The sequence below is a fragment of the Paenibacillus sp. FSL R7-0312 genome, from assembly GCF_038004445.1.
Taxonomy (GTDB): Bacteria; Bacillota; Bacilli; order Paenibacillales; family Paenibacillaceae; genus Paenibacillus_AQ.
Genome location: NZ_JBBORE010000001.1, coordinates 3577330 through 3594494, shown reverse-complemented (window position 1 = coordinate 3594494; position 17165 = coordinate 3577330). Strand labels below are relative to the sequence as shown.

Annotated in this window: 8 protein-coding genes; 3 read left to right on the top strand and 5 right to left on the bottom strand. The window is 52.4% G+C overall.

The features are described 5' to 3' along the window. Positions 1-83 precede the first annotated feature (83 nt). The 5 genes from tnpB to MKX70_RS15565 all read right to left on the bottom strand — a co-directional run bounded on the left by tnpB (position 84) and on the right by MKX70_RS15565 (position 11531). On the bottom strand, positions 84-1205 hold the full coding sequence (tnpB, locus tag MKX70_RS15585; protein WP_340784104.1) for an IS200/IS605 family element RNA-guided endonuclease TnpB: 1122 nt from the start codon (positions 1203-1205) through the stop codon (positions 84-86). 207 nt (positions 1206-1412) lie between these two features. Next, positions 1413-8090, bottom strand: a complete 6678-nt coding sequence (locus tag MKX70_RS15580) for an S-layer homology domain-containing protein (RefSeq protein WP_340840289.1) — start codon at positions 8088-8090, stop codon at positions 1413-1415. 150 nt (positions 8091-8240) lie between these two features. Further along, positions 8241-9080, bottom strand: a complete 840-nt coding sequence (locus MKX70_RS15575; RefSeq protein WP_340784098.1) for a carbohydrate ABC transporter permease — start codon at positions 9078-9080, stop codon at positions 8241-8243. 15 nt (positions 9081-9095) lie between these two features. After that, the gene (locus MKX70_RS15570) at positions 9096-9986 is read right to left on the bottom strand and encodes a carbohydrate ABC transporter permease (RefSeq protein WP_231637695.1); all 891 of its coding nucleotides are present in this window, start codon (positions 9984-9986) and stop codon (positions 9096-9098) included. A 201-nt stretch (positions 9987-10187) separates the two neighbouring features. Beyond that, positions 10188-11531, bottom strand: coding sequence for an ABC transporter substrate-binding protein (locus MKX70_RS15565; RefSeq protein WP_042238165.1), 1344 nt, complete (start codon positions 11529-11531; stop codon positions 10188-10190). Between the two features lie 325 nt (positions 11532-11856). Between MKX70_RS15565 and MKX70_RS15560 the strand changes: the two genes are divergently transcribed. The 3 genes from MKX70_RS15560 (at position 11857) to MKX70_RS15550 (ending at position 17112) form a co-directional block, all read left to right on the top strand. After that, positions 11857-13584: a sensor histidine kinase gene (locus tag MKX70_RS15560; RefSeq protein WP_340784094.1), complete on the top strand. Its 1728-nt coding sequence runs from the start codon at positions 11857-11859 to the stop codon at positions 13582-13584. A gap of 473 nt (positions 13585-14057) precedes the next feature. Next, complete coding sequence (locus tag MKX70_RS15555; RefSeq protein WP_042238169.1) at positions 14058-15689, top strand: helix-turn-helix domain-containing protein; 1632 nt, start codon at positions 14058-14060, stop codon at positions 15687-15689. A 433-nt stretch (positions 15690-16122) separates the two neighbouring features. Continuing rightward, positions 16123-17112 carry a LacI family DNA-binding transcriptional regulator gene (locus tag MKX70_RS15550; RefSeq protein ID WP_042238172.1) on the top strand — a complete coding sequence of 330 codons (990 nt, stop codon included), beginning with the start codon at positions 16123-16125 and terminating at the stop codon, positions 17110-17112. Positions 17113-17165: the final 53 nt, after the last annotated feature.

Here is a 17165-nt window from a genome sequence, read left to right as displayed (position 1 = left end):
GAGCAAGCGATCCCTGCGTTCCCGCAGTTTTACATTTTTGACGCTAGTGAAATCTTGAATTCTATCGTTTGGTTAGGTGGGGGTTAAACCGCTACTTGTTCAATATTGTGAGCGGCGTTTTCGTCACGGTCATGGATCGTCCCGCAGGCCGTACACGTCCATTCCCGAATGGACAGGTTCTTCACCTCGGGGTGGATTGTGCCACACACATGGCAACGCTGACTGGTCGGCTCAAACGTGTCGGCGATCCGAAGATTTCGTCCATACCATTTCGCTTTATACGTCAGCTGTCGCACCCACTCGCCCCAAGACGCATCAGCAATGGATTTTGAAAACTTGGGGTTCTGAATCATATTCGCCACACGCAGATGTTCGATACTAATCGTTTGGTTTTCACGAATCAGTCTCGTGGTCAGCTTGTGGAGGAAGTCATTTCGTTTATTGGCAATGCGTTCGTGAATACGAGCGATATGCTGCCTTGCTTTCTTCCAGTTGGAGCCGCCCGGAGTACGCCGAGCCATCCGCCGCTGCCAAAGCGCCAGCTTGTTCTCGTATTGACGGTAAAAGCGAGGATTGGCGATATGTTCGCCGTTTGAGCATACTGCATATTCTTTCAAGCCTAAGTCGATGCCAATAGGTGTATCCACTTGGGGCAGAGGGTTCTTTTGAACTTCGCAAACGAGCGAGACGAAAAATTTCCCGCTGGCGTTTTTACGAACGGTAGCGGACAATATCCGGCCTTCCAGCTTCCGGGAGTTTGCAAAACGTATCCAGCCGAGTTTGGGGAGCTTCAAGCGACTGCCCTCCATGGCGATATTCCCGTTGGTGAATTTGGTCGTGTAACTTTGAATCGGATGCTTTCGGCTCTTGAAGCGTGGCGCTTGATTTTGCTTCTTGAAAAAACGATCAAAGCTATCCGCCACATGACGAGCAGCCGACTGCAAAGCGATGCTATCGACTTCTTTCAGCCAGTCGTATTGTGCTTTTAAACCGGGGAGTTGTGTTGCACAAGCGTGATAAGACAAGCCTTTTCCCGTTTCCGCATAGCTTTGATTCCAAGCTCCCAAGAAGTAATTGAACACAAAACGGCAGCAGCCAAACATTCGACGAATGAGTTGCTGTTGCTCTGTATTGGGGTAGATCCGATATTTATAGGCTTGATGAACCAGGTGTTTCGAAGAAACCTCCTGCGCAGACACGAGCATGTGCAACACCTCCTTTTAGTGATCTCATCCATATTATAGCACATATGTTCGTATTGAAATCGAAAACTACTGATTCATCCCCACCCTATCGAGGGTGGGGTATTCTCAGCTTTTTTAGATAAACGTAGAGCAGCGGATCTCCATTAACTGGAGATCCGCTGCTCTGTTTGAACGATATGGTGTGGGGCATGAACCGCCTCGCTGGTGTTACAGCTGCCCCATTAAATTAGCGATGACTTGGGCACTCTCGGCGCGGGTCATGCTCCCCTGCGGCGCGAATTGCTGATTGCCGCGGCCCTTGATCAGCCCCGCCTGTAGGGCGATGCCGGCTGCGTTCTTCGCCCAGCTATGAATCTGGGAGTAATCACTGAACGCGCCTGCAGCTGTATCACTTGCCTGGCTTACCCGGCTTCCCTGTAAGTACTCATAAGCGCGGACGATCATGACCGCCATTTCCTCCCGGGTAATACGCTCATTCGGAGCGAAGGCATCCTTGCTGCGTCCGAGCACGATCCCCGCTTCATTTACAGCCGCAACAGCTCCGGCATACCAGGACTTGGAATCCACATCAGCAAATGACGGTGTACTTCCCGCCTTAAGGCCAAGTGCCCGTGTAATTATAGCGGCGAATTGCGCCCTGGTTACTTCACTTTGCGGATTGAATTCTGTAGCCGAAATGCCTTCGAGAATATGCTTCGCAGCCATAGACTTAATGACACCGCTGGCCCAGCTGGTGCTGCTGACATCCGAGAATGTCTTGTCATACTCCAGCACTGCATACTGGCTGAAATGATTGATTTCGGCGGTGAATTTACCATCTGTCAATGTTCCGCCCATGTATTCAAGGGCACCGCTGGCAGCAATATAGTAGACACCGAGCAAGCTGCGGTTCGCATTAGGATCTACAGTGAATGTAAGGGTAAGCGGCTTGTCAAAAGCGGTTACCGGCATGGCCGTGCCGTCCGCAGCAAGTACCTCCAGGCTGAAGCTGATTACATCACTTGCCGCCGATAGCTGAACGGAACCGTTGACAGCCGGATTCTTCATCAGCTGCTCCGCAGCAGCCTTCGCAGTCTTCACGGCTGAAAGCTTAATTCTCGCCCCCTCCGGTTGTCCTCCGGCACCCGCAGCCTTCTGCTGAATGCTCTTCAGCACTTCCGGTGTCAGGTCGACCGCAACCGTACTCCAGGCGAGACGCAGGGTATTCTCTCCTGTAATTCCCGATAATCCTGCCGGAAGCAGCACGGATTCTGTAGCATCCGTGAGCTGAACCGTTATTGTCCCGCCAGCCGGGGCCGCGAAATCACCAGGGGCAAGAACCTTCTCGGTCTGCGGCTGCGGAGCCGGTGATGGCGTAGCCGCTGGTGTTGGTGCTACCGTAGACACTGGCGCATCTGTAGGGGCCGGTGTTGCCGTTGGTGCTGTTGTCGGCTCCGGTTCCGGCGTCGGCGTAGGTGTTGGTGTCACCGGCGGCTGTTCTGCTTCGCCTACAGTCACCGTCCGGGTCACCTCAGCAGCGGCGTTGCCCGCTGTATCCGTCACATTATAATGGTACAAATAGGTGCCTGCAGCCGATGTATCCAGCGTCAATACTGACTCCCCATCCTTCGTAATCGTCTCCACGATGCGCTCCGTAATGTCGCCGTCACGGTCATCTGCCGCAGTAGCTCCGGCATCGGTATAGCTTGCGCCATTCTCAAGTTGCACGGATGCTTCCCCAAGCAGGGTTATCACCGGCTTCGTTACATCCGGATCAATGGCAACCACTACGGTTCTTGTTACTTCCTCCGCTGCATTCCCTGCGGTATCGCTGACGTTATAATGGAAGGTATAAATATCCTCTACCGCCGTATCCAGCTCTGTCAGGCCATATACTTCACTGGTCACTGTTGTAACGATACGGCCAGTTATATCGCCGTCCTGATCATCAACAGCCGTGGCTCCGGCATCCGTATATTCCGAACCAACCGGCAGATTAACGGTCGCCTCGCCACTCAGGGTAATTACCGGCAGAACCGTATCCGGTACCGGCAGCGTAATTGCTCCGCTGGCCGAGCTATCCGCCTTCGCCTCTCCCTTGCTCAGCGTAACAGAGAAGGTGAAGCTGCCATCCGTATCCTTCGTTGCTTCCTGGAATGGCGACAAAATGATGTCACCCATGGCAACTCCGGTAGCACTGAAGCCGGGCAGTGCGTTTATGGTTTGCTGCAGCCAGGTCTGGACAGCCTCCTCACTATTCGCTGTCTCCTTCTTCACATTGTAGGCCGCACCTTCAATGATGCTCTTCGCCTCATGTACAGCCTGCTCATTGGCAACGCTGACCTTATCTCTGGCTACAGCTACATAGCTGATTACTGCAGCCTGACTGAACGTATTGTACACTGCATAGGTCACGGTACCGCTCACCGGCAGCGTGAAGTCATGATTGACCGCTGTACCCGCAGAACCTGCAACCAGGCCGGTACGAACCTTCTCAGATACGGCTTTCCCCTCAGCCTCAGAATAGCTTAGTGTAACATCCATCGTCCGGCTGCTGTTATTCCACCAGTCCAGATGATAGGACGTAATCGTATATTTCCCTGCGCTTAAAGGCAGCTTGTAAATCAAAGGTGTATTCTTCGTATTCGAGCTGTATACTCCAGTCTGGGCTTTATCTGTAGCAACTACTGCTCCGCCAAGTCCCTTTGGACTGTAGTTAGCGGTGATGTTGGTATGTCCCAAGACCGTATCCCCTGTCGACAACTGATCCGCCTTGTCATTCAGCAGGCTGTCGCCGACGAAATTCTTGATGGTTGTATATGGCGGTGTTATCCCGTCAGCGGAGACACCAGGGTCCAGGAAATATACGAGGCCAGCAGGTACCACTTCCACATACGCTGTTGTCTTCAAATTTCCGAAAGTACCGGCTACAGCTACCCGCTCATATGGAGTGTCGAAGCTGACTGCGTCTACATTCCATTTCACAGCCACCTGCACCTTGGAGCCGTCAGCACGCGTTGCTTCCAGCATGGCCGGCAGGTTAGGCTTCTTCCCGGCATAAGTGGCCGTATCCTGAGGAGCGGCAAGCTCCCTCACATCGCCTACAACCAGTCCGATATAGGCCGAGGTCAAGCGCGCTTCAAGGTGCGTTGCTCCTTCCTGATCCAATCTGTACAGCACAGGATTATTCAGTGCTGCCTCAGCTGCACCTAGCGCATCTGCGAACAACTTCCAGTCACTCTCCGGAAATTCATCCTGCCGGGTAATTTCCTGCGCGTCCTTCACCGCCTGCTGAAGCGCAGCAGTATTCACGTTTCCTGCAGCTCCGCCGGAGATAGTTCCCACGGAATCCACTGCCAGTGTCCCGCTCAGCACCTTGATCTGGACCGTGTGCTCTCCGTATTCCAGCCCGCGCAGCATGAAGGTCTGATACAGCTCCTTCGATGCCGCAGCAGCGCCAGAGAGCACTACAGTCCGGCCGTCCACACTCGCCTCCAGCTTGGCGGAGCCGTCATTAGGCCCGAGAATATCCAATCCGGTGCCGGTAAAAGTATACTTTAGCACCGCACCAGCAGCCTGACTGGTCGAAAGGGAACGCTGGTACACATACATCCCTTTGCCATTCTCATGGGCCCATGCCCCCTCGTACACCAGCTTGGATTGCGGAACCGCAGCCAGATCGTGCATCTCCAGATTATCCAGCAGCTCTGAATAATAAGGAGTATAGCCGTCTACCTTCTCCACCTTTAGATTATCGAAGCGGACATGATAGAAGCCGCTCGCGAGCTGCACGCGTCCGGACAGCTTCGGATTCGGGTCGGTATAAGTTGTAAGCTCAACATGATCCAGATAGGCAGTGATTCTATCACCTGCAACCTGAAGAGCAATGTTATGCCATGCGTCGTGTGCGGTATCGTAACCCTCAAGCTTCACACCGCCGGTGCCAGTGGCGGCATTGCCGCTGGCGACAACAGTACCGCTGGACAGCAGCTGCCAGCCGCCATCGAACCAGAACTTCAGCGCATATGGCGTTCCGCTTAGCGTCTGTGACCCGCCCTGATAGCGGGCTCCGACTGCTGCGTAATTGTTGCCGCTATAAGTACTGTTCTGCTCAAAAGACACATCGGCACTGACCTTATAGTTGGTCCAGCGGTTATCACCGATCGCTGTGACCGGGTCTCCGCCGTTCCAGGCACCGCCAACTCCTGTTGTAATCTGATCCAGCTGCTGGCGCAGGACATAATTATCCGTATCGCCGATACGATACCCCTCGAAGGCTCCGTTAAGGTCCTGGGTATAACGCGGAATGACGCTCTGCTCACCGCCGCGGGAGCTGACATAACTCTGCTCGCCGGCAATCCCTCCGTCTTTGCCGATGACGGGAACGGTTTTGCTGCCGTAATTGAAGTCATCCGCATACAGAATTCCGTCTTCCGTATTCTGTACGGAACCTGTTGCATCGGTATCCAGCACCGTACGTTCTCCCTCAACCGGAAGCGGTGCCGGCGACTCTGCTGTAGCGTGATTATCCAATGTGCTTACAGTTACAATCGAGAACGGCTTCACTCTCACCGTGTATACACCGCTGCCGTCTGCAGCCGCATCGCCTAGATATTTCATATAATTGCTGTTAAAAGCCTGACCCTCATCAGCCGCACGGGTCTCCCATACTTCCAGGGAAGGGTTTCCTGTATAGCCCATGTTCACCGCCTGAAGCTTGTAGATCTTCTCATACTCGCTGTCATTGATGATGACTGTCGAGAATTCCTGCTTGCCCGGAGCAGCAAGTGTCATGTAGCTCGGAGTTCCGTTCCGTCCGCTGACCGGGTTCGTGCCGGATGCACCGGTGTAGCTGGCCTTGGGAACCGCTCTCCAGACTCCTGCTGTATTATCCCCATTCTCCCAGCCCGTCTTGGCAAACCCGTTGAAATGCTGGAGAATAACCAGCCCTGCGTCATAGTGTATGAAGCCCGACCACGGGTCCCGCGCGCTGACCAGCTCCTTGAAGGAATACTGTCCGCCTTCATAGAAAGAGCCGATCGCCGGCTGGTAGATGAAGTGTGTCCGGCGGGAATTCACGAAGCCCTTAATGATGGTATTGCCCATCTCCAGCGGACCGCCGGTGCCGCCGATGCCCGTTCCGGCCGCTGACGGGTCATTCATATTGTTGTTCGGGCGGAAGGCCGAGTTGCTGAAGGTCGCCTGCGCCTCACTGTTCCAGATTTCCTTGTCGAATTCTTCGGCCAGCCGTTTGAAGTTGCCTTTGCTGTCATCATCGGTGTTGTAATGATAGCCTGCGGCCGTTACCGCCTCCCGCAGCGAAAGATCGCTCACCATAGCATCGCCGAAGGTGCCGATTCCGACCTCGTCGGAAATAATCAGCTTGATGTCGTGATACAGCGCCTCCTCCTCAGTGCTCTCGAAGCCTTCAGTATCCGCTTTAACCTTGGCGCTGTATTGCTTGATCCAGTTCAAATCGGATGCATGCTCATTGACATCAGGATTGACATAATCCACCATATAACCGTATTCGCGGTAAGCGGCCAGAATCGTATTTTTGTACCATGTATAAATTTTATCGTTGTTGTTATTGGCCCAGGCCGGAGCATTCCAGCGCAGGAAGCTTACCTTAACCGCAGGATTGATGGCCTTGGCATCAGCCGCAAGCTGGAAGCCGGGATGCCGGGTAACATTGGCCTCTTCATTCTCCGTACGCATCGTCGAAGGGTCGGGACCTGTAGAGTTGTTGCGGTCATTCCCCATCTCAATCTTGACATGGTCGATCAGCGGACGGTCGCCGCCGAACAGGATCTGCAGCAGCTGCGCATAAGCTTCTGGCTGCTCAGACTTATAGTCCATCAGCAAGGCGCTGGTACTGTTTCCGCTCAGCACGCCGAAGCCTTTGAACGTCAGGCCGTTAACATTGTCTTCCTTAATATCGTTGCCGTCGAGCAGAACTTTGACCGTAGAGGCTGCGGTCTGCCGGGCATCCTCAAGCTCTTGCTTGATCGCACCTTCGGCAACAGCGAACCAGCTCAGGATCGGCTTCTCCCCGGATACTGAAGCATAGGTCAAGGTCATAGGACTGCTGACATCAACATCTCCGGGAATGGTGAATTCACCGGAAATAAACTTGGTCGTATAGGTGTCCAATTGCGTGAACGTGATCGTCTTGCTGTCCCCGGCGGTATTCTTATACTCCAGGCGTGGCTCTATCCCGCGGTTGCGCGTGCCGGAGTACCATTCATAGAAACCGCTGCTGAGTGTATACGTGCCCGCATTAAGCGCTTTCAATTTATAAACGATATTAGCGCCGGACGGATCTGCCCGCAGGCCGACCTTCCATACCGATGGCTCAGTGGCAGGGTCGGCCAGCTCTCCGGCCTTGGAGTTCTTCACCATATTGCCCGTATCATCGAAGCCCCAGTCTGTCGTTCCGCTGACGTATTTCTGATCCGGTAACCCGTTAAGCAGGCTGCTGCCGGACAAGGTTTTGACCGCCTCGTACAGGGGCGAGTCTCCAGGAGGATTCCCCAAGGAATCGCCGCCTCTGCCGCTGTCCACGAAGTAGACGAGCGGACTATCGGCCGGCGGAATTACTTCCACATTCGCCACCACCGGCCCGCCGTTCGCGGTTCCGTTCACGGTTACGGTGTCATACGGCACATCAAAGGTATCTTCGCCAATGCTCCAGTTCACAAGTGCACTCTGGCCGCCAACATCGACGCTTGCAGGCAGAGTCGTACCTGCCGTTGTCTTTGCCCCCATATAGGCCGCTGCATAGACCGTATTTACAGTGGCCGCAGATACGGCCGGCATACCTAGTGCCGGAAACATTCCGGCTACAAGTGCCCCTGACATCAACACAGAGAATAGCCTTTTCTTGACACGGGTTGTGCTGTTCATTCATTCATCCTCCTCTTATTCAACAAATAATCGTATACATTGCGTTGTTAGAAGAATATTTACTTGGACAGACCTTTGCCTTACCTCCATAGTGGTTATAAAAAACCCGGCAGCCACGAAAAGATGCAACTGCCAGGCGCGTTACTTGTTCTAGCCTTTAATCCCCGATGCTGCAACACCTTGCACGAAGTACTTCTGCAGGGCCAGGAATACAATCACTACCGGAATAATGGAAACCACACTTGCTGCCATGATCAGACCGTACTCCGCAGAATACTGCGAGATGAACATCCGCAGACCGATCTGAATGGTCTTGAGCTTCGTATCTGTCAGATAAATCATCGGCCCCAGGAAGTCATTCCAGGTGGCGACGAAGGTGAAGATTGTGAGTGTAGACAATGCCGGCTTGGACAGCGGCAGCATGATTCTTGCCCAGATGCCGTATTCACTGAGTCCGTCGATCCGGGCTGCTTCACATAATTCATCAGGTACTCCCTGATAGAACTGGCGCATCATGAACACACCGAATGCCGAGAACGCCTGCAGCAGAATGATCGCCAGGTGGGTATTATTCAGTCCCATGTAACGCATCAGGATAAACTGCGGCACCATGTAGGCCTGCCAAGGGATCGCAATCGTTGCGATATACCCCAGGAAGATAAAGTTCTTGCCCCGGAAATGCAGCTTCGAGAACGCATAGGCCGCAAAGCTTGAAGTCAGCAATTGCAGAATCGTTACGATAATCGATAATTTCGCAGTGTTAAAAATAAACCGTCCGAGCGGAATCCGCGTCCAGATATCCGTGAAATTCTCCCAGCGGGGGTTCGCCGGAATCCACTGCATCGGGAAGGAGAAGACATCCTTGTTCAGCTTGAGCGATGAGGACAGCATCCATATATACGGAACCAGCATCGCCAGCACGGTCGCAAACAACAACATATACACAAGAACCATGAGGCTGATTCTAAGTCCTTTACTTTTTCCAACCATATCTTTTGAATCCTCCTATTGTCCGTATTTCTTCTCGCCGCGGAACTGGACGATGGTGATGCCAAGTACCAGCAGAAAGAGTACAATCGCCATGGCACTGGCATATCCGTAATCAAGTGAACGGAATGCCGTATTGTAGATTTGATAGACCATAACCCTCGTAGAGTCGTTGAGCTGGTTATCGGCGCCGGCAAATAGGTTGATAAAGATATCGTAGACCTTGAACGAGTTAATGACCAGAATCATCAGAACAAAGAAGGTTGTAGGTGCCAGCTGTGGCACGGTGACATTGCGGAATCTTCTCCACGGGCCTGCGCCGTCCAGCTCAGCAGCCTCGTAGAGCTCAGGGTTAATTCCCTGGAGTCCTGCCAGATAGATGACCATATAATATCCCATATTTTTCCACACTGTGAAAAGAACTACGGTAAACATGGCCCACTGCTTATCCGCCGCCCAGCGGGGAAGATCCTCCAGCGGGATACCGGTAAGGGTATGCAGAATGTTGTTGATCGGACCCATGGTAGGGCTGAAGATGAAGTTCCATACCGCCGCAACGGCTACCAGGGAGGCTACATAAGGGAAGAAGAACACGGTTCTCATGAAATTACGGCCCATAATCTTCTGGTTCAGCAGAATGGCCAGCGCCAGCGCCACAATCATGGTCAGCGGTACGACTCCGATGGTGTAGACAATGGTGTTCCACAAGGCTTTGTGGAAGGTTGAATCTTTGAGCAGCCGGGTGAAATTGTCCAGCCCGATGAACTTCATCGGATTGGCCCCGTCCCATTTCACAAACGCAAGGACAAAGGCAAATATCATGGGTACCAGTGTAAACAGGGCAAATCCGATAAAGTTCGGCGCAATGAAGCTGTAGGCAATCAGGTTATCTTTAACCCCTCTTGACATACGTCTTTTTGGGCTCTTATTTGTATGCAATATGGTTTCGTTCTGCATTGTTTCTCCTCCAAACCTTATATAACATCCCCGCAAAGTATGAATTACTGTGATGCCTGTTCAGGTACTTTGCGGGAACCCCAAAGCTGTCCTTTGTCATATAGAGGGCGGGCCTTCGCCCGCCCTTACTAGCGACCGCCCTACTCAGAACGGTTAATTGTTCAAGAGCTCTCCTACACGTTTGTTCATATCCTTCAGGCCTTCATCAATCGAAGCGTTCTTCGTCATGATGTTATCGTGTGCTTCATTCAGGATAACCTCGATGTCTGCACTCTTTTCATGTATAGGCATTTCCAGATAAGTCTGAACAGTATTTAGTGCAGCCTTACTGTTCTCGTCTGCAGGGAAACCGTCGATGGAAGTAATGGAATTGATAACTTCATCGTTCTTGATGGCCGGAATGGTTCCGGTAGAAGCAATAACCTTCGCGCCTTCTTCACCAGTTACGAAGTTCATGAACTCCAGTGCGGCTTCTTTGTGCTTGGATTTCTGGTTTACAGCCAGGGAAGTAATCGTACCCAGAGTTGTACCGGCTTCCACACCGTCAGGGTGAGGGTATTTCACAATGCCCCATTCTGTTGATTGGGATTCGCCGCTCTTCACTTTCTCGATCTGGGTAGCAATGAACCAGCTGCCCATGTTCATCATGGCAACGGAGTTGTTGTAGAATACGCCGGAATAATGCGTGCTGGAAGTCTTCAATGTAGCGTAATCCATCACGATACCGTCTTCCTGCTCTTTCAGAATCCGTTCATAGGTAGGCTTCAGGAAGTCATAGTTGCCGCCGACCACCGTATTCTTGCCGTCAAGAATACCGAACAGTTGAACCGCGCTCCGCCAAGTGTGGTAGTGGGCACCGTATACTTTTTCGGAACCGCTGCCGGAGGTCATTTTGCGGGCGAGCTCATCATATTGGTCGAAGGTCATATCATTACTCGGGTATTCCACGCCTGCTTTGTCGAACAAAGCTTTGTTGTAATAAACCACCCAGAAGTCACTGCGGAAAGGAAGCGCATACACCTCGCCGCCCACTTCAATCTGCTCCACAGTACCGCCATACAAGGAAGGATCAATGGAATTTGTGCTCATGTAGCTCTTAAGCGGCTCCAGATGATTCTGCTTCACCAGGTTCGAATAACCGGGAATATCTTTAATGGTAAGAACGTCCAGGTCTGCACCGCCGGAGAGCTGTGTGCTGAGCATGGTCATATAGTCCGTGGAGCCAAGATCTACATATTCAATCGTTACATTCGGATGTGCAGCTTTATAAGCATCGATCAGCGGCTTGTAGTAAGCGGTTGCTTCCCAGTCCCACAGCGCCCATTTCAAAGTCACAGGCTCCTGACTTGGTTCAGCGGAAGCGTTTGCAGCGTTACCCGCCGCAGGTGCGGTAGTTGCAGCAGCTTCATTATTGGCGTTGTTCCCGGAACATCCGGCCAACATGCTCACGGAGAGCGCTGCGCTAAGGGTCATGCCATAGAATCTTTTTAAGTTCATTTAAATATCCCCTTTTCCTTCTTATGGTCAATCCGCGACCGGCTCAACCGGCCTTAGTTCAAAGTGTAAGCCTTTTCAGACGGGATTGGGATGCAATATCAAACACAGAACATTCACTTTTCTGTGCTCTTCTTCCCCTCGTCCGGCCTAAACCTGTAATATCCTATCCGAAACATGTAAAATTCTTAGCTTCTTCTCCTTGGTCTGTATTGAACGGCAGGAATATGATAAGGTAGATGAAAACGCTTAATATGTTTTCAACATTTACAAAGGAGTGTTCTCAACGGTAAGAAAATCTACTATTAAAAGCCGCATCATTCTGCTCATGGCCGTATTCGCACTGCTGATTGCGTCGCTGCTGTCTTTTTTCAGTTATGAATTGATTACGTATTATCAGCGTAAAACAACCATTCAGGCGACCGAGTTCAATCTGCAGCTGGTTTCCCATATTATTGAACAGGATTTGATTAACCTGTCTGGCCTGGCAATGACCTGCAGCACCAACTCGTCCACCAATACCCTGATCACGAATTATTTCGCGTCCAAGAACCCCAGCTCCAAGGAAGCCATTAACGTCTTCAACTCGATGCAACAGGAATTCCTGAATAACCGCTCGAACAGCTATGCCCGCCGCCTGATTGTTACGGATAACAACGGAAAGTTTCTGCAGGTGGATAACACCGGCACCTCCGTTCCGCTTACCATACACAATATCGGTCATATCGCCGGTCTTAATGCAGATGCCGAGGAGCAATGGGATCAGGTGATCAAGGACCCGCTCTCCAACACGAATGGAATCCCGTTTGTGTTTCCGATTTACGGCAAAGGAGCTATACGGGTTGGAACGGTATATATGTTAGCCAATACCTCTGTTATCACCGACAAGCTGAAGGGATACTCCCTGCCGAAGAATTCCCGGCTGCTGCTCACGCTCGGCAATCATCATTATCAGCTTACCGGCGATCAGGTCACAGCCATTACAGAACCTTATGTACCGGTAGCCTATACCAATGACAAACCTGTCGGCCCGCAAACCGAGCTGTCCATGGTCAAGCTTACGGATGATGAAGAAAGACATATTGTGGTATCTTATCCCGTACGCAGCGGAGTCATTCTGTCACAGACTTTATCGAACGACCAGTTCGCGCCCAAGGCAAACATATGGATTCTGGTGATGCTTGGCGTTGTCCTTCTGGTTATTGTCTTAAGCGCTATCATTACGCTGTATTTGACCCGTACGATCAGTCTTCCAGTAGAGAAGCTCAAGAAGCGCATCGATAAGATTGCCCAGGGTAATTTCCTGATTGACCGCAATATTGAGTGGAAAAGCGAGCTCGGCGACGTCGGACGCGGCATTAACCGCCTGTCTCAGGATATCGTGGCCCTCATGGACAGCCGGCTCGCGGACGAGAAGCAGAAGCAGGAGCTGGAATACCGGATGCTGCAGAGCCAGATCAATCCGCATTTTCTCTACAACACACTGAATTCAATCAAATGGATGGCCACGATCCAGAATGCTACAGGCATTGCAGAGATGACGACTTCACTGTCCAGACTGCTCCGCAGCATCGCCAAGGATAACCGGCGGCTGATGCCGCTGAAGGATGAGCTGAGCCTGCTCGATGACTATTTCCTGATCCAGAAATACCGCTATGGCAGCACGGTCACCATGGTCAAAGACATTGAGAATGAAGAGCTGCTCACCGGCCTGATTCCCCGCTTCACGCTTCAGCCGCTGGTAGAGAATGCGATCTTCCATGGCATTGAGCCCAAGGGCCGTGGCGATATTATCATCACGGTCTCCAAAAGCGGATTCGCCGATATCCTGGTCACGATCGAAGACAATGGTGTCGGCATGAAAGAAGAGCAAATCTCCACAATTCTATCCGTTCCTGAGGACGAATCCAAGGGAATGCTGGAGAATGTCGGACTGCGCAGCGTGAATGAACGTTTGCAGCTGGCTTTTGGCGGGAATTACGGCCTATCTATTGAGAGTGAGCTTGGACAATATACCATCATGAAGCTGCTCCTGCCCTTCCTGCAGAGAGAGTAGCTAAGTACAGACTGCGTTACCGTCCCTTTTAGGACTATACCTCATCCGCCCGACGTTGCCCAGTAACAGTAACTGTATATAAAAGTGCCGCTATGCTTAAGCAGAACCGCCCTGGCTGTGAAGCTGGGGAGCTGCTGTAGATTCGGGGGCTGGCGGCTGGAGCTGACTGCTGACTGAAGAGCTGGCGGCTGGCTGAAGAGCTAGAAACCAGCGGTTCCCTCAAGCAAGTGGAAAAATGTATCTTAATTGTTCGGTTTCGCAGGATTAGGGGCAATTAAGTGGAAAAATGACATCTACGACTTGAGGTTTCAGCTACTTTGAAAGAAATGAGATCATTTAAGTGCTTTTTATCCAACTGCTGTAATTGCAAGGCTCCCTCGCTCCTCAGCAAGTGGAGAAAATCCAACTGCTATCATACGTATGAACCATATAAACTCTTATATTTCAGCAGACTGAGCAAGGATGTGATGAGCTTGATCAAATTATTAATCGCAGATGACGAGGCCCTGGTCTGTATCGGCCTGCAGTCCATGCTGAAGTGGGACCAGTACAATATTGAGATTGTAGGCATTGCCCACAACGGCGCCCAGGAAGAGGAGATGATCGATACACTCCGCCCTGACATCGTCATCAGCGATATCAAAATGCCGATTAAAAGCGGTCTCGAGGTTGCCGGCTCGGTACGCAAAAAGTATGGCCGGCTGCCGCTCTTCATAATGCTGACCAGCTATGAAGAATTTCAATACGCCCGCGGAGCGATTGAAGTGCAGGCCACGGATTATCTGGTTAAGCTGGAGCTGACCCCGGAGGCGCTGTCCGAATCCATCCGCAGAGCGATCGGCATGCTTGAGACTTACCAGACGATGGAGAGCTACCCGAAGCTGGTCCACCGCGGGAATATCCAGGGCCAGCGCGATAAATTCTTCATCCGCCTGTTCAACAACCTGTTCGAGAACAAGAACCAGTATCTCCTGCAGAAAGAGGATCTGGACCTGGATTTGCCAGGGGCCGCCTATCTCGTCTGCACCTGCCGCATTCTGGGTCCAGATACGGTTCCACCGCGCGGCGATAAGCTGGTTGCCTTATGCTCCAGTACCGTACAAATGGCTAAGGATACACTCTCTTCCGTCAGCCCGTGTTATGTAACCAGTCTGGATCTACGCAATTTCGCCGTAGCACTGCCTCTCCCGGGCACCGATCCACAGCTCTGGATGCCTGACATCCAGAAGCTGCTTGGAGACATGGCCTCTGTGCTGCACAACTACTTCAATGTGACGATCATCGGTGCCATCGGCTTTGCCGTCGAAGATCCTTATCTGCTGCGGGAGAGTTATCTTGCCGCCCGGAAGGCACTTCCGGCCGCGGTTAAAGAGCGCTCCTTCGTCTTCTTCACAGAGGGCGAGACACTTCTGCAGGAGCATCTGATGTTCGATTTCTCCGAATCACGTTCGGAGATCCGCCGTGCTTTTGAAGAGATGGATACCCGGGCCTTGTACACCATTATCTCCAGAATGATCGAAATCTTCGACGGCCGGTCCGACCTGCTGGTTCCCGCCACCGATGCCGCCTGCAATATCCTGTATATGGCCACTTCCCTGCTTGCGGACGGGGAGAACATTGTGGAGCAGATATTTGAGAATGAGCCGGAGGGCTACCGGGCCATTTATCAGATGCATACTATAGAAGAAATCGCCGGCTGGCTGATCCAGTTCCGGGACGGATGCGAAGGTATCCTCTCCACCCGCAGACAGAGCTACAAGGAGCAGGTCGTGAAGAATGTCCAGGAATATATCAAAAGAAATCTTGGCAGTAAGCTGTCGCTCAATCAGGTGGCGGATGTGTTCAATTTCAGTCCTAACTATCTGAGCCATCTGTTCTCCAAGGTCGCCAAGGTAAACTATGTAGAGTATATCACAGAGATCAAAATCACCACCGCCAAGGAAATGATGGTCCGCGGGGAAGGCCGGATCTACGAGATCTCGCAGAAGCTCGGCTACGAGAGCGCCTTTTACTTCAGCAAGGTATTCAAGAAGGTCACCGGTCTCTCCCCCCGGGATTACATGCAGCAGATTGAATCAGGTACGGAGGATGTGCGGAGTCATTGAGCTGAACTTGGTTAGGCGGATGACGGAGTTGAAGTACATGAAGCGATCTGAGTCCGTATGCCTGCCGAATGGCGATATTCATGCAAATAACGGCTCTCCAATCCGCCAGGAATCTGCTGTGTAGCGTGACATAACATAAAACTGCTTCATGAGGGCTCATGTCCATCATGTCTCATAACGAGCCTGCTCCTGAAAGAGATTGCCCAAAAGCCATGTAATGGCGCCTTGGGGCAATCTCTTATTTTATAGTTAACGAAACTTTTACCCGGTTAAGGCACAAACTACGGCCATTGCACAGTTGAGGCAGGAGGAGCTCTCATCGACGCCCTCCTAATGTAAGCGCCTCAAAAATCCACTTGAAAGAACATGAAAGTAGTGGTAGGATAAAAGCGAAGTTTTAGTAAATATATTAACTAAAAAGGCGTGAAGCAGCTTGGCAACGATTAAAGACATCGCCCGTGAGGCGGGTGTATCAGCCGCAACCGTATCGAGAGTGCTAAATAATGACCTGTCCCTGGCTGTCAGTGACGACACGCGGAGCCGTGTGTTTGCAGTCGCAGAGCAGCTTGGCTACAAGCCCTCACGGTTAAGGCAGCTGAAGCGGGAGACTGAGCTGAGCAGCAAAGCTATTACGCTTCTGCTCTGGTGCTCGGCGGAAGAAGAACGGGAAGATCCGTATTACGGCTCAATCCGCCGCGGGGTTGAGCTGCGCTGTGAGGAGCTGGGGATTGTGCTCGGCCAGACGCTGCGCGGACGTAACCTCCTGCCCCCGCTCCGGGCCGATGATGGACTTATCGTCGTAGGCGGCTTCGACCCCAAGGAATTCGAGAGGCTGCATGCCGACAAAAGCACGACCGTACTGGTCGACCAGTACGAGGAACACCTGGAGTACGACTCCGTGCAGACGCATTTCCGTCAGGCTGTCGGTCAGGCGCTTACTCATCTGCTGGACCTTGGCCACCGGGATATTGCCTTCATCGGCGGCGGCAGTGAAGGCGAGCGCCGGGCGCATCACTTCAGCCGTATGATGCAGAGCCAGGGCTGCTACGATCCGGAACTGGTCCGCAAGGGCAGCTGGAGCAGTGCTGACGGTTACCGGATGATGGACGAGCTGCTGGCAGGTGGCAAGCGGCCAACCGCCTGCTTCGCGGCCAGTGACCCGCTGGCGGTCGGCGCCCTCCGCGCCCTGCACGACCACGGCGTGCAGGTGCCTGCAGAGATGGCCATTGTCGGCTTCGATGATATCGAGATGGCCGCCTACGTCCAGCCCCCGCTGACAACGGTGCGCGCCTATCCCGAACAGATGGGCAAAGCGGCTGTCCAGCTGCTCGCCGAGCGGTTCGAAGGACGCGAAGTGCCATCGCATACGATTATCGGCACGAAGCTGATCGTCAGGGAGACCAGCGGCGGGACACCAGAGTAACAGTAGCCCGGTACACACAGAAATCATGTAATGCATATCACCAGTACAGAAGG

Coding starts and splice junctions, on each gene's coding strand:
- tnpB (WP_340784104.1), bottom strand. CDS start 1,205: ATGCTCGTGTCTGCGCAGGAGGTTTCTTCGAAACACCTGGTTCATCAA.
- MKX70_RS15575 (WP_340784098.1), bottom strand. CDS start 9,080: ATGGTTGGAAAAAGTAAAGGACTTAGAATCAGCCTCATGGTTCTTGTG.
- MKX70_RS15565 (WP_042238165.1), bottom strand. CDS start 11,531: ATGAACTTAAAAAGATTCTATGGCATGACCCTTAGCGCAGCGCTCTCC.
- MKX70_RS15560 (WP_340784094.1), top strand. CDS start 11,857: ATGGCCGTATTCGCACTGCTGATTGCGTCGCTGCTGTCTTTTTTCAGT.
- MKX70_RS15570 (WP_231637695.1), bottom strand. CDS start 9,986: ATGTCAAGAGGGGTTAAAGATAACCTGATTGCCTACAGCTTCATTGCG.
- MKX70_RS15580 (WP_340840289.1), bottom strand. CDS start 8,090: ATGAACAGCACAACCCGTGTCAAGAAAAGGCTATTCTCTGTGTTGATG.